Genomic DNA, 14,056 nt, shown 5'->3' with positions numbered 1-14,056 from the left:
GACGGCTTTGTTCTCGAGGAGGACTCCATGTTTACCGGCATTATCGAATCCATCGGCAGTATCCGTGCATTGACCCCCAAAGGCGGAGATGTGCGGGTACACGTAGAAACCGGCAAGCTCGACCTGAGCGACGTCAAACTGGGCGACAGCATCGCGGTCAACGGCGTGTGCCTGACTGCGGTTGAACTGCCGGGCAACGGCTTTGCCGCCGATGTCAGCCGCGAAACACTCGATTGCACCGCGATGAATGACCTCAAAAGCGGCAGCCCGGTGAATCTGGAAAAAGCCCTGACCCCGACCACTCGCCTCGGCGGGCACCTGGTCAGCGGTCATGTCGATGGCGTGGGCGAAGTGGTTGCCCGTACCGAAAACGCGCGTGCCGTGGAATTTCGCATCCGCGCACCGAAAGAACTGGCCAAGTACATCGCCCATAAAGGCTCGATCACTGTCGACGGCACCAGCCTGACAGTGAACGCGGTCGATGGCGCCGAGTTCCTGCTGACGATCATTCCGCACACCCTGAGCGAAACCATCATGGCGTCGTATCAGCCAGGTCGCCGGGTGAATCTGGAAGTCGACTTGCTGGCGCGTTATCTGGAGCGTCTGTTGCTGGGCGACAAGGCCGCCGAATCAACAGCCGGCAGCACCATTACCGAAAGCTTTCTGGCCCAAAACGGCTACCTCAAATCCTGAAGCTCAAATTTCAAAGAAAGGGGGTGCCTTGTGGCGCTCAATAGCATCGAAGAACTGGTTGAAGACATCCGCCAAGGCAAGATGGTCATCCTCATGGATGACGAAGACCGCGAGAACGAAGGCGATCTGATCATGGCCGCCGAGTGCTGCAAGCCCGAGCACATCAACTTCATGGCCAAGCACGCCCGTGGACTGATCTGCATGCCGATGAGCCGCGAGCGCTGCGAACTGCTGAAGCTGCCATTGATGGCGCCACGCAACGGTTCCGGCTTCGGCACCAAGTTCACCGTGTCGATCGAAGCGGCTGAAGGCGTGACCACCGGCATCTCCGCCGCTGACCGTGCGCGCACCGTGCAAGCGGCTGCCGCCAAAGACGCCAAGGCCGAAGACATCGTCAGCCCGGGCCACATCTTCCCGCTGATGGCCCAGGCCGGTGGCACTCTGGCCCGCGCTGGCCACACTGAAGCCGCCTGCGACCTGGCGCGCATGGCCGGTTTCGAGCCGAGCGGTGTGATCTGCGAAGTGATGAACGACGACGGCACCATGTCCCGTCGCGCCGAACTGGAAGCTTTCGCCGCGGAACACGACATCAAAATCGGCACCATTGCTGACCTGATCCACTACCGGATGATCCACGAACGTACCGTTCAGCGGATTGCCGAGCAGCCACTGGACAGCGAACTGGGCCAATTCAACCTGGTGACCTATCGTGATTCCGTGGAAGGCGACGTGCACATGGCCCTGACCCTGGGCACTGTCTGCGCCGAAGAACCGACCCTGGTTCGCGTGCACAACATGGACCCGCTGCGCGACCTGTTGATGGTCAAGCAACCGGGCCGTTGGAGCCTGCGCGCCGCCATGGCTGCGGTCGCCGAGGCCGGCAGCGGTGTGGTGCTGTTGCTCGGTCACCCGCTCGATGGCGATGTGTTGCTGGCGCATATTCGCGAAACCGCCGACCAGGCGGCCGTGAAAAAACCGACCACCTACAGCATCGTCGGTGCCGGTTCGCAGATCCTTCGGGACCTGGGCGTACGCAAAATGCGCCTGATGAGTGCGCCAATGAAATTTAATGCGATATCCGGTTTCGATCTGGAAGTTGTAGAATACGTGCCCTCCGAATAATGACCGGTTGTTTCCAGTCCTTGATTCGCGGCTAAAAAATCACTGAGGGACGCGTAGAAAACGCGTCCCGGCTCTTTAAGAGATCTAACGAATGACCCTGAAGACCATCGAAGGTACCTTCATCGCCCCTAAAGGCCGCTACGCTTTGGTAGTGGGCCGTTTCAACAGCTTCGTCGTTGAAAGTCTGGTCAGCGGTGCAGTGGATGCCCTAGTTCGCCACGGCGTAAGCGAAAGCGACATCACCATCATCCGCGCTCCTGGCGCCTTCGAAATTCCGCTGGTTGCGCAGAAAGTTGCTCAGAAGGGCGAATACGCGGCAATCATCGCGCTGGGCGCGGTCATTCGTGGTGGTACTCCGCACTTCGAATATGTGGCGGGCGAATGCACCAAGGGCCTGTCCCAGGTGTCCATGGAGTTCGGCGTTCCAGTCGCTTTCGGCGTGCTGACCGTTGATTCCATCGAGCAAGCCATCGAACGTTCCGGCACCAAGGCCGGTAACAAAGGTGCTGAAGCTGCCCTGTCCGCTCTGGAAATGGTCAGCCTGCTGGCGCAGTTGGAGGCCAAGTGATTAGCGACGAAAGCGATCGTTTCAACCCGCGTGATCCAAAGCCTGCGGATGCCGGCAAGCCATCGAAAAGCGTCAAGCGTCGCGAAGCTCGTCAGCTCGCGACTCAGGCGTTGTATCAATGGCACATGGCGAAGCAGTCTTTGAACGAGATCGAAGCGCAGTTCCGGGTCGATAACGATTTCAGTGATGTTGATGCCGCGTACTTCCACGACATCCTGCACGGCGTTCCGGCGCACCGCACCGAGATCGATACGGCCCTGGCCCCGTGCCTGGACATTACGATCGAAGAGTTGGACCCGGTTGAACTGGCCGTTCTGCGCCTGTCCACCTGGGAGCTGATCAAGCGCGTCGACGTCCCGTACCGCGTTGTGATCAACGAAGGTATCGAGTTGGCTAAAGTCTTCGGTTCCACCGACGGTCACAAGTTCGTCAACGGTGTACTCGACAAACTGGCCCCGCGTCTGCGTGAAGCTGAAGTGAAGGCGTTCAAGCGCTGATCGGCGTTTGAATCTGCGATGGGCGAGTTTGAGCTGATCCGCAATTTCTTCGCCGCCGCGCCTTGTGCGCAAGGCGGCGAGGGCGTTGCCCTCGGGATCGGCGACGACTGCGCCTTGCTGGCTGTTCCCCCCGGCGAGCAGTTGGCCATTTCCACCGACACGCTGGTGGCCGGTGTGCATTTCGCAGACCCCTGCGACCCGTTTCTGCTCGGTCAGCGTTCGCTGGCTGTGGCGGTCAGCGATCTGGCTGCCATGGGCGCCACCCCCATTGCCTTTACCCTTGCCCTGACCTTGCCGACGGTGACCGCCGATTGGCTGCAAGCCTATGCCCGTGGTTTGAACCTCATGGCGCAACGCTGCGGCGTGGCGTTGGTGGGCGGCGATACCACCCGTGGGCCGCTGAGCGTGACCATGACCGTGTTCGGTCGGGTGCCAGCCGGCAAGGCGCTGACCCGTAGCGGTGCGCAACCCGGTGACTTGCTTTGCGTTGGTGGTGAACTGGGCAACGCGGCAGGGGCTTTGCCGTTGGTGTTGGGGCAGCGTACCGCTGATGTGGCCATTGCCGATCCGTTGCTGGCGCATTATTGGTCACCGCAGCCGCAATTGGCATTGGGTCAGGCTTTGCGCGGCAAGGCGACCTCGGCGCTGGACATCTCCGACGGCCTGCTCGCCGATTGCGGGCACATAGCGCTGGCGTCGCAGGTCGGTGTTCAAGTTGAGCGGAGTAAACTACCCGTGTCGTCGGCGTTGGTGGCATTCCTCGGTCAGACGGGTGCCGAAACGGCGGCATTGAGCGGTGGTGACGATTACGTGCTGGCCTTCACCTTACCGCCCGTAGAGTTGTCTTCATTGCTGGCGGACGGCTGGCCGATCCATGTAGTCGGGCGAGTTGTAACGGGGCAGGGCGTGGCGCTGCTGGATGCCGACGGACAAGACATCACCCCGCAAACCCGGGGTTATCAACATTTTCGGGAGACACCGTGACAGATCATCCCAAACAGGTCCCGGCGGAGTTCGTACCGCCATCGGTCTGGCGCAATCCCTGGCATTTCCTGGCGTTCGGCTTCGGCTCGGGGACCCTGCCAAAAGCACCGGGCACCTGGGGTTCGTTAGTTGCGCTACCCTTTATCCCGTTGTGGCAAATGCTGCCCGACTGGGGCTATTGGCTGATGCTAGGCATCACCATGCTGTTCGGCTTCTGGCTGTGCGGCAAAGTGGCCGACGATTTGCGCGTGCACGACCACGAGGGCATCGTCTGGGACGAAATGGTCGGGATGTGGATTACCCTGTGGCTGGTGCCGGAGGGTTGGTACTGGCTGCTGGCGGGGTTCCTGATGTTCCGCTTCTTCGACATTCTCAAGCCCTGGCCTATTCACTGGATCGACCGGCATGTGCATGGCGGCGTCGGGATCATGCTCGACGACGTGTTGGCAGGCGTATTTGCGTGGTTGGCAATGCAAGGGCTGGTATGGATTTTCGCCTGACGAGCGAAGCAGGGGGCTAGGATGGCGCGGTGCTGGTTAGCGGTGGTTTTCGCAATGTTTTGCTCGCTCGCCCAGGCGGCGGATACCGCGCCGACGCCGTCCGTGATTCATCTGGCCAGCGAAGAATGGGAAGACTACACCGCCGCTGACGGGCATGGTCTGGGCTGGGACGTGCTGCGGGCGATCTTCGAGCCGGCCGGGGTCAAGCTGGACTGGCGCACCGAACCCTATACCCGTGCGGTGGGTCTGGCCCAGCGCGGTGAAGTGGATGCCTGTGTCGGCTCTTACCGTGACGAGGCCAGCGATGTGCTTTATCCACGCTGGAGTTACGATACCGATCACATTTACGCCCTGGGCCTGGCCAGTAATCCGACACCGACCCCGGAAACCCTCGGCAACTATCGACTGGCCTGGGTCCGCGGTTACGAGTACCAGAAGTACCTGCCCAATGTGCAGCGCTATAACGAGGTCGTACGGCGCAGCGGTATATTGTCGATGCTGACCCACAACCGTGCCGACTTTTACATCGATGCGCTGCCCGAGATCGATTACATCGTCAAACGGGCCAAGGATCCTGCCCAGTTCCGTCGCACGCATATCGCTGATTTGCCGCTGTATCTGTGCTTCGCCAATACACCGGAGGCTCGGGCGTTGATGGCATTGTTCGACCAGCGCATGGATCTGCTGGTGAAAAGTGGCGCGCTGAAACCGGTCTTCGAGCGCTGGAAACAGCCCTACCCGTTCGACGCGAACTGAACACAAATCCTATGGCTGGCGACAACCTGTGGGAGCGAGCTTGCTCGCGATAACGGACTGTCTGTCACCATTAATGGCGCCTGACACACCGCAATCGCGAGCAGGTTCGCTCCCAAAGGGTGCAGTAGTGGCCTGATATCTAACTTTTTGATCGTTATGCCCCATAATTCAGCCTAAGCGTCTGCAGGAATCGGCTGTTACAATGCCGCGTCTGCGTATCTCCAGTAATTATGATCAGGAGCACACCGGTGCCTGTCGTTTTTGTCGCCGCTTCCAAGCTGCCAACGCCTTTTGCGCAATTCACCATGCATGGCTTTCTCGATGAAGCCACCGGCCGCGAGCACGTTGTGCTGAGCCTGGGTGAGTTCGCCGACGGTGCCCCGGTACTCGGCCGGTTGCATTCCGAATGTCTGACGGGCGATGCCTTGTTCAGCCAGCGTTGCGATTGCGGCTCGCAACTTGAAGCCGCCTTGCAGGCCATCGCCCGTGAAGGTCGTGGCGTGTTGCTGTACTTGCGTCAGGAAGGCCGTGGCATTGGCCTGCTGAACAAGATCCGCGCCTATGAATTGCAGGACGGCGGTGCTGACACCGTTGAGGCCAACGAGCGCCTGGGCTTCGCTGCCGACCAGCGCGATTACGGCATATGCCTGCCGATGCTTGAGCACTTGGGCGTGAAATCCCTGCGTCTGATGACCAACAACCCGCGCAAGGTCAAAGCCTTGACCGACATGGGCATCGTGGTCGCCGAGCGCGTGCCGCTGCACACCGGCCACAATCCGCACAACAAGCTCTACCTGGCGACCAAGGCCAGCAAGCTCGACCACATGATGGGCAATGAGCATCAGGGCGAGGCAGATCGAGCGTGACCCGCGGTCAGGTTCGACGGCGTTTGTCGTTCAGTTGGTGGCAGTACCTGGTGCTGGCCTTGCTGCCGCTGTTGGTGATCAACGGTGTATTTGGCCAGGGCGAGGCGATTCTGCCGGTGCTGGCAATGCCGTTATTCATCGCCGGGGTGGCCTCGATGTTTGTCAGCCTGAAGTTTTTCGGTGGCTACAAGCACGCCCTGATCGCTACGCAAAAAGCCCTCGACACGCCTGAGGAACCCGCCGCCTGGATCGCCCTGGCCGCCAAGCGGCGTACCGCGTTCCTGGCGGCTGCATTGCCTGCCTGGATTGGTGCGCTGGCGGTGTTCGTCGGCCTCGAAGCCGTGCCGTTGATGCTGCTGGCGCTGTCGACCATGGTGCTGTTCTACCTCTACCGTATTCCGCGTCAACTCGGCTGATGTTTCGAGCCTGGCTGGCGGTTCTGCTGCTGGCCGTCAGCGGCTCGGTGGTTGCCGTTGGGCGGGTCGTCAGTCTGGCGCCGTCCCTCTCTGAAATCGTCGTTGAACTGGGTTCCGCCGACCTGCTGGTCGGGGTGCTGGATGCCGGTGAACGTCCCGCCGAGCTTGAACACCTTCCTTCGGTTGGCCGCTACGGTCAGTTGGACATGGAGCGCTTGCTCAGTCTCCAGCCCGATTTGTTGCTGCTGTGGCCGGGCAGCGTTGGGCTGGCCCAGCGTGAGCAGCTCAAGCGGTTGAACATCCCCACGTACGTCGCCGAACCTCATTCGCTCGAGCAACTTGCTGCGCAAATGGAGGCGATCGCCATGCAACTCGGCCGACCCGAACGGGGCGTAACGTTGGCTGCCGACCTGCGCCAAAAACTGGATAACCTGCGTCAGCGTTATCGACGGGAAGAGCCGTTGCGGGTGTTTTATCAAGTCTGGGATCGGCCGCTGTACACCGTGGGTGGTGGGCAGATCATCAGTGATGCGCTAGAGGTGTGCGGGGCGCGCAACGTGTTTGCCGACCTGACGTTGCCCGCGCCGCAGGTCAGTGTCGAGGCGGTATTGCAGCGTAATCCTGAGGTGATTCTGGCCAGCGATCAGGCCCAACTCGACGCATGGAAGGCGTGGCCGCAGGTGGCGGCAGTGGCGCATGGGCAATTGCTGTTGGTGACGGATAAGGGGCTGGAGCGGCCGAGTGGGCAGATGGTCGAGGCGACAGCCAAGCTTTGTCAGGTCATTGCGCCGGACCGGTGAGACCGAGGTGCGGCCATCGCGGGCAGGCTCACTCCCACACTTGATCTGTGAACGACACGAAACCCCTGTGGGAGCGAGCCTTCTCGCGAAGACGCCAGTCCAAGCAGCACAAATTCAGGATTAGATCCCCGGTATCCAGGTCACCCCAAACAACCAAGCCCGACCTTCCTCTCGATACCCAAACTGATTGCCTTCATGGCTGTACATCGCCCGGCTATAGCTTTTATCCAGCAGGTTATCGAGCTTCATCTCAAGCTTGATTTCACGATTGAGCTCCCAGCTGCTGCGCAAGCCCAACAAGCCGTAGCCACCCAACGACTGTTGATTGTTCAAGTCGTCATAACTGCTGCTGACCGCTTGCCAGCTGCCGCCAAGGCCCAGGCGATCAAATTGTCGATCCAGATCCAGGCTCAGTGTCCGCCGTGCACGACGGGCGAGGGTGTGGCCGGTATCGCGGTCGCGCGGGTCGATGATCGCTACGCCAAGGTTGCTCTGCCAGCCGAACAACTCCTGTTTCAATGCCGCTTCGAAGCCATTGATTCGCGCTGAAGCCACGTTCTCTGGCTGAGAGTTACTGCCGAAAATAATCGCGTCTTCAAGGTCGATGCGATACAGCGATGTTTCCAGACGACTGGTTTCTGTTAACTGGCTACGCCATTGCAGCTCATAGTTTTTCGACGTTTCAGGCTTCAGGTTCGGGTTGCTGAAATCCGGGTAGTACAAGTCATTGAATGTCGGCGCGCGAAAGCCTTCGCTGTATGTCAGCAGCACGTCGTTGTCCGGGTTCAGCGGCAAGGTGAAGGTGCCGCTCCAGCTGTTTTGGCTGCCAAACTGCTGGTTCTCGTCATGGCGCAGACCCAGCTCAGTGGAAAAACTGTCCGCACGGTAGTGATGCTGGAAAAATGCCGCGCGGTTCCAGCGGCTGTCTTCATCGAACTCTGTGCTGCTGTTTATGCGGTCTTCGTACCAGTCGCCGCCCAGGAGCAGGCTGTTGCGATCGTTGAGCGTCAGGTCGTTCTGCCAGTTCACCGAGTCGCGGTAGGTGTTGAAGACGCTGCGCTCATCGCTGAGCTTGTCGAGGGTCTTTTCGCGGTTTTCGCTGTGGCCGAATTCGACGCGGGTCTTCCAGGCATTGTTAATCCGTGCGTCGACATAACTGCTGACGCTGCTCACCTCGAACTCGCTGAAAGGCTGCTGCTGGACTGACTCGAAAGTGTCCGGATCAAAACGGCCAAACGGGTTGTCGAACTCGCTTTTGCCTCGGTTATCCAGCACATTGGCGCCGATTTCCAGCTCATCGGTGAGCGCATGGCTCAGGCTGAAACTGACTGATTGATTGCGGTACTCATCATGATCGCTGTCGCTGGGATAAGACTCGTGCGTGCGATTGATCCCGGCGGTTTCATTGAGGCTGGCGCCGAGGTTGAAGCGGGTTTGCTCATCGCCGCCGGACAGCCCAGCGCTGCGATCCCAGGTCTGATTGCTGCCAAATCCCACGTGCATCCGCGGTTGCAGGCCTTGTTCGCCGCCGCGTCGGGTGAAGATTTGAATCACCCCGCCGATGGCGTCACTGCCATACAGCACCGAACGGGAGCCGCGTAGCACTTCCACGCGCTCGACCTGCTCGATGTTGATGTGTTGCAGGTTGCTGTCGCCCGAGGTCGAATTGCCGATGCGCTGACCATCCACCAGCACCAGGCTTTGCGCCGACTGGGTGCCGCGAATATAAACTCCCGGCAGACTGCCGAGCCCGCCGGTTTGCGCCACTTGCACGCCCGGCACTCGTTTGAGCAAATCGGTGATGCTGTCCGGCTGCAGGCGGTCGATGTCTTCGCGGGTGAAGACCGTATTGGCAGCACTGCTGTCGTTGCGCGCTTCGACCTGACGATTGGCGGTGATCAGAACGTTCGGCAGCTTCAGGGCTTGATCGCGTTCGAAGGTGTCGGCCAGCAGTTGGCCGGCCGGCCACAGGGTCAGCGTCAGGGCGAGGGGGGAGAGTTTCATCGGTAGTCCGTTGGTGCGTTGTAGCAAACAAAATTAGAAGATCACAAAAAACCAATGTGGGAGCGAGCCTGCTCGCGATGACGGTGTGTCAGTCAAAGAATTGTTGACTGGCAGTCCGCTATCGCGAGCAGGCTCGCTCCCACAGGGTATTGCGTGTATCCAGTAGGTTAGATATTGAGCAGTTGCAGGCGCTCGCGGATCGCAGCTTCGATCCCGGCTTCGTCCAGCCCGCACTCGGCCAGCATCTGCGCCGGCTTGGCGTGTTCGACGTAGAGGTCCGGCAAGCCCAGATGCAGGACCGACTTGAGGATGTTTTCGCGGGCGAGGAATTCGCTGACCGCGCCGCCGGCACCGCCCATGATTGCGTTTTCTTCGACAGTCACCAATAGCTCGTGGCTGCCGGCGATTTCGCGAACCAACGCTTCATCCAGCGGTTTGACGAAACGCATGTCGACCACCGTTGCATCCAGTGTTTCGGCGACTTTCAGTGCTTCGGCCAGTTGCACGCCGAACACCAGCAAGGCGACTTTGCTGCCCTGACGACGAACGATGCCCTTGCCTATTTCGATTGGTTGCAGGTCTTTTTCGATGGTCGCATTCGGACCTGCGCCGCGCGGGTAACGCACCGCCGCCGGGCCGTTGTAGAGGTGGCCGGTGGTGAGCATTTTGCGCAGTTCGTTTTCGTCGCTCGGGGTCATCACCAGCATGCCGGGGATGCAGCGCAGGAACGACAGGTCGAAGCTGCCCGCGTGTGTCGGGCCGTCTTCGCCCACCAGGCCGGCGCGGTCGATGGCGAACAATACGTCAAGGTTTTGCACCGCCACATCATGCACAAGCTGGTCGTAACCACGTTGCAGGAAGGTCGAATAGATCGCCACCACCGGTTTAGCGCCTTCGCACGCCATGCCGGCGGCGAGGGTCACGGCGTGTTGCTCGGCAATCGCCACGTCGAAGTAGCGCAGCGGGAAACGTTCGCTGAACGCCACCAGGTCCGAGCCTTCTTTCATCGCCGGGGTGATGCCCACCAAGCGCGGATCAGCAGCGGCCATGTCGCACAGCCATTCACCGAACACGCCGGAATACTTCGGCCCACCGGATTTCTTCGGCGCGGCGGCCGGTGCGTCCAGCGGTTCGAGCTTAGTGATGGCGTGGTAGCCGATCGGGTCGACTTCGGCAGGGGCGAAGCCTTTGCCTTTCTTGGTGACGACGTGCAGGAACTGCGGGCCTTTGAGATCGCGCATGTTGCGCAAGGTGGCGATCAGGGTCGGCAGGTCATGGCCGTCGATCGGGCCGATGTAGTTCCAGCCCAGCTCTTCAAACAGCGTGCCGGGCACCAGCATGCCTTTTGCGTATTCTTCGGTACGACGGGCGATTTCCCAGGCGCCGGGCAGGCGCGACAGGACCTTTTTGCTGCCCTCGCGCATGCTTGCGTAAGTGCGGCTGGAAAGGATTTTCGCCAGGTAGTTCGACAAGCCGCCGACGTTGCGCGAGATCGACATGTCGTTGTCGTTGAGGATCACCAGCATGTTGGCGTTCACTTCCGGCGCGTGGTTCAACGCCTCGAACGCCATGCCGGCGGTCAGCGCGCCATCGCCGATCACGGCAATGGCTTTGCGATCACTGTTTTGCAGACGGGCGGCAATGGCCATGCCCAGCGCGGCGCTGATCGAAGTGCTGGAGTGGCCGACGCCAAAGGTGTCGTACTCGCTTTCGGAGCGACGCGGGAAGGCGGCGACGCCGTCCTTCTGGCGCAGGGTGCTCATGCGCTCGCGACGGCCGGTGAGGATTTTGTGCGGATAAGCCTGATGACCCACGTCCCACACCAGCCGGTCGTCCGGGGTGTCGAAGACGTAATGCAACGCGATGGTCAGTTCGATGACGCCCAGGCCTGCACCGAAATGCCCGCCGGTCTGACCGACCGTGTAGAGCAATTCCAGGCGCAACTCATCGGCCAGGGTTTCCAGCTCGGCTTCGCCTAACCGGCGCAGGCCGTCCGGCGTGTTGGCACGGTCGAGCAGGGGCGTGGTCGGGCGCTTGCGGGGAATCTCATGAAACGTCGTGGGCATCAGGCGAATCGTTATAGATATAAAAGATGCGGCAGTTTACCTGATGCATCGCCCCCTGCCCACGCGTAGGCCTTAACTTGGCCGATTCGCTGTCAGCTACGCCGGTCGACGATGTAGCGGGCCAGATCGCGCAAGGGCTCGGCGGCCGCGTCAAACGGTCGCAGCGCGTGCAGGGCCTGATCGCGCAGCTCCAGGGCGTAAGCCTTGGCCGCGTCGAGCCCGAGCAGCGCCGGGTAGGTCGGTTTGTCGCGAGCGATGTCGGCGCCCTGACGTTTGCCGAGGGTTTCGGTATCGCTTTCCACGTCGAGAATGTCGTCCTGCACCTGAAACGCCAGGCCAATGGCCTGTGCATAGGTCTGCAAGGCTTTCAGTTCGTTCTTTTCCGCGTGGCCGCTGGCCAGGGCACCGAGTTTGACGCTGACTTCGATCAGCGCGCCGGTCTTGTGCCGGTGCATGTACTCGAGGGCTTTTTGATCGAGTTTCAGACCTACGGAGCCGAGGTCGATGGCTTGACCGCCGACCATGCCCGCCGGGCCTGCCGCGACGGCCAGGGCGCTGACCATCTGCAGGCGGATCTCGGCGTCCGCCCCGTTCAGGCGCGGGTCGAGCAGGGCGCTGAATGCCAGGCTCTGCAAGCCGTCACCGGCAAGAATTGCGCAGGCTTCATCGAATTTCTTGTGCGTCGTCGGCTGGCCGCGACGCAGGTCGTCATCGTCCATGGCCGGCAAGTCGTCGTGCACCAGGGAGTACGCGTGGATCAGCTCTACTGCGCAGGCTGCGCCGTTGGCTAGTTCAGCCTTGCCGCCCAACGCTTCGCAGGCCGCATAAGCCAGCAATGGACGTACGCGCTTGCCGCCATTCATCACGCTGTAGCGCATGGCTTCATAAAGGCGGGCAAGTTCAGGGCTGGGGGCGTTGAACAGGGTTTCCAGTGCCGCGTTGACGCGGGCCTGGCTGGTCGCTGAATACGCTGCAATCATTCTGGCTGATCCGCGTCGAAGGGTTCCTCGGCCAACTCGCCATCACGTTCGAGCAGCACTTGAACCTTTTGCTCGGCCTGGGCCAGCGCCGCCTGGCAATCGCGAGTCAGACCGATGCCTTGCTCGAAAGCGGTCAGCGAGTCTTCCAGCGACAGTTCGCCGTTCTCCAGACGCTCCACCAGTGTTTGCAGGTCAGCGAGCGATTGTTCGAAATCCAGTGCAGCTTTTTTGCGGGCCATGGCGGCTATTTCCGGTTGACGTTAAACCGGCGCGACACTAGCAGACATGGGGGTTATGGGCAAATGAGCGGGCAGTTCTGCCTCTGCACCGGCAGCAACCGTTTCAGCTGCGCCACACTATTTGTAGCCGCAGGCTTCGCCAATTGCTACAGATCGCATTACGGCTTGATTAATAGGTTGAGTCATCTGGATAGCGGACCTGATAGCGGGTACTGCGTCCACCACCGGGCAGGCGTTTCAGACAACCCTTCTCCAGCAACTCGGCCAAATGACGGGTCGCAGTGGCTTTCGATACTTTCGCCACAGCTTGATACTGAGCCGCGCTGATGCCGTCCTCGAAACCGCGCTCCCCACCATCCAGCAAGCGATTCAGTACCATGAATTGCTCGGCAGACAGTTTTGCGTCCCGATAGGCCTGCCAGAAGCGCGCCTTGCCCATTACCGCTTCGATCCGTGTCATGGCCTGCTGCAAGCTGAGCAGCAAGGTTTGCAGAAACCATTCCAGCCACTCGGTAATATCCGTGGAGCTTTTCTGGCTGGTTTCCAACACTCGGTAATAGCCGGAGCGATCCTCAAGGATGCTCGCCGACATGGCGTAAAAACGGATCGCTTGGGCTTCACCCTGAGCCAACGCCAAGTCGGTGATGGTTCGCGTGAGGCGACCGTTGCCGTCGTCAAAGGGGTGCAAGGTGACGAACCAGAAGTGCGCGATGCCGGCCCGCAACAATGGATCGAGCCTGCCCTGTCTCTGGCTGTTTTCAAACCACACAAGAAAAGTATCGAGCTGTTGTTCAAGGCCAAGGCGGGGCGGTGCCTCGAAGTGGATGGTCGGTTTGTCGAGTCGTCCGGAAACCACCTGCATCGGCTCATCGCCGCGCAATTCGCCGATATGAATCGAGCGGGCGGCAACATTCATGCCTTGATCCGGAAACAGCCATTGATGCCATGCCAGTAATCGCTCCAATGTCAGCGGTTGCGCAAAGTGCTGAGTTGCGTCGAGCATTAACTGCGCGAGCCCTTCACTGCGTTGGCTGACTTTATCGCCATCGACCACCTCCAGACCCAGGCGTCGCGCCAGTGATGAGCGGACCGAGCCAACATTCAGCTGCTCACCCTCGATAGCTGAAGACGTCACGATGTTCTGCAATAACGCATCCAGTTCGTTCTGCACGTTGAGTGAGCCACCCACAGAACTGGCCATGCCCATCAACCGACCTTGCGCCTGCACGCACTCACGCAATAGCAGCGTCAGGCGTTCGGATTGCCAAGTGAAATTCGGCCAATCAGGCTGTTGCCAAATCCAGTGAGGTGCCATGACCACGGATAACTCCAGAGTGAATGAGCCGAATAATAGTCTTATTCGGCTCATTTAGTGAGCCGAATAAGGTCGCTATTCGGCTCACGCACTCAAATGTTCGTGACTCGCACCGCAAATCAAGATGGATCCGATTGTTAAAAACTAGCCAAATCGCTACCCTCGCGCCTTCAAGGACCCATCAGTCACCGGGTCTTTCTGACGAAACGCAGCTTTTGGAGCTGTAACGCGCCGAGGATCGGGCGCAAGG

15 protein-coding genes are annotated in these 14,056 nt (G+C 60.3%); 10 read left to right on the top strand and 5 right to left on the bottom strand.

What is annotated here, in order from left to right; genetic code table 11:
• Positions 1-27 precede the first annotated feature (27 nt).
• The 10 genes from AC3ISI_RS25700 (at position 28) to AC3ISI_RS25655 (ending at position 7,202) form a co-directional block, all read left to right on the top strand.
• Positions 28-693, top strand: a complete 666-nt coding sequence (locus tag AC3ISI_RS25700) for a riboflavin synthase (RefSeq protein WP_414875975.1) — start codon at positions 28-30, stop codon at positions 691-693.
• Between the two features lie 30 nt (positions 694-723).
• Positions 724-1,815 (top strand): bifunctional 3,4-dihydroxy-2-butanone-4-phosphate synthase/GTP cyclohydrolase II, encoded by a 1,092-nt coding sequence (ribBA, locus tag AC3ISI_RS25695; RefSeq protein ID WP_007944233.1) that lies wholly within the window; start codon positions 724-726, stop codon positions 1,813-1,815.
• 91 nt (positions 1,816-1,906) lie between these two features.
• The gene (gene ribH, locus AC3ISI_RS25690; protein ID WP_074871273.1) at positions 1,907-2,383 is read left to right on the top strand and encodes a 6,7-dimethyl-8-ribityllumazine synthase; all 477 of its coding nucleotides are present in this window, start codon (positions 1,907-1,909) and stop codon (positions 2,381-2,383) included.
• Positions 2,380-2,880 carry a transcription antitermination factor NusB gene (gene nusB / locus AC3ISI_RS25685; RefSeq protein ID WP_007944234.1) on the top strand — a complete coding sequence of 167 codons (501 nt, stop codon included), beginning with the start codon at positions 2,380-2,382 and terminating at the stop codon, positions 2,878-2,880. Before ribH ends, nusB begins: the two co-directional genes overlap by 4 nt.
• A gap of 18 nt (positions 2,881-2,898) precedes the next feature.
• A complete protein-coding gene (gene thiL, locus AC3ISI_RS25680; RefSeq protein ID WP_489334368.1) occupies positions 2,899-3,864 on the top strand; it encodes a thiamine-phosphate kinase in 966 nt (321 codons plus the stop codon).
• On the top strand, positions 3,861-4,364 hold the full coding sequence (locus AC3ISI_RS25675) for a phosphatidylglycerophosphatase A family protein (protein ID WP_150782649.1): 504 nt from the start codon (positions 3,861-3,863) through the stop codon (positions 4,362-4,364). Before thiL ends, AC3ISI_RS25675 begins: the two co-directional genes overlap by 4 nt.
• 21 nt (positions 4,365-4,385) lie before the next feature.
• Positions 4,386-5,120: a substrate-binding periplasmic protein gene (locus AC3ISI_RS25670; RefSeq protein WP_489334367.1), complete on the top strand. Its 735-nt coding sequence runs from the start codon at positions 4,386-4,388 to the stop codon at positions 5,118-5,120.
• A gap of 248 nt (positions 5,121-5,368) precedes the next feature.
• Positions 5,369-5,986, top strand: a complete 618-nt coding sequence (gene ribA, locus AC3ISI_RS25665) for a GTP cyclohydrolase II (protein ID WP_489334366.1) — start codon at positions 5,369-5,371, stop codon at positions 5,984-5,986.
• Positions 5,983-6,402 (top strand): MFS transporter, encoded by a 420-nt coding sequence (locus tag AC3ISI_RS25660; protein ID WP_489334365.1) that lies wholly within the window; start codon positions 5,983-5,985, stop codon positions 6,400-6,402. The genes ribA and AC3ISI_RS25660 overlap by 4 nt, the downstream gene beginning before the upstream one ends.
• Positions 6,402-7,202, top strand: coding sequence for a cobalamin-binding protein (locus tag AC3ISI_RS25655; protein ID WP_489334364.1), 801 nt, complete (start codon positions 6,402-6,404; stop codon positions 7,200-7,202). Before AC3ISI_RS25660 ends, AC3ISI_RS25655 begins: the two co-directional genes overlap by 1 nt.
• A 120-nt stretch (positions 7,203-7,322) precedes the next feature.
• Here the strand turns inward: AC3ISI_RS25655 and AC3ISI_RS25650 are convergent, their stop codons facing one another.
• The 5 genes from AC3ISI_RS25650 to AC3ISI_RS25630 form a co-directional block, all read right to left on the bottom strand.
• Positions 7,323-9,206 carry a TonB-dependent receptor domain-containing protein gene (locus AC3ISI_RS25650; RefSeq protein ID WP_489334363.1) on the bottom strand — a complete coding sequence of 628 codons (1,884 nt, stop codon included), beginning with the start codon at positions 9,204-9,206 and terminating at the stop codon, positions 7,323-7,325.
• 167 nt (positions 9,207-9,373) lie between these two features.
• A complete protein-coding gene (dxs, locus tag AC3ISI_RS25645) occupies positions 9,374-11,272 on the bottom strand; it encodes a 1-deoxy-D-xylulose-5-phosphate synthase (protein WP_489334362.1) in 1,899 nt (632 codons plus the stop codon).
• Between the two features lie 92 nt (positions 11,273-11,364).
• Entirely contained in the window at positions 11,365-12,252 is an 888-nt protein-coding gene (ispA, locus tag AC3ISI_RS25640; protein WP_489334361.1) for a (2E,6E)-farnesyl diphosphate synthase, read from the bottom strand.
• Positions 12,249-12,491, bottom strand: a complete 243-nt coding sequence (locus tag AC3ISI_RS25635; protein WP_007894317.1) for an exodeoxyribonuclease VII small subunit — start codon at positions 12,489-12,491, stop codon at positions 12,249-12,251. Before AC3ISI_RS25635 ends, ispA begins: the two co-directional genes overlap by 4 nt.
• Positions 12,492-12,660: 169 nt before the next feature.
• A complete protein-coding gene (locus AC3ISI_RS25630; protein WP_489334360.1) occupies positions 12,661-13,806 on the bottom strand; it encodes a Fic family protein in 1,146 nt (381 codons plus the stop codon).
• Positions 13,807-14,056 lie beyond the last annotated feature (250 nt).

It is taken from the genome of Pseudomonas sp. GL_139_B (assembly GCF_057834475.1).
This window is presented reverse-complemented; position numbering and strand designations above follow the sequence as displayed.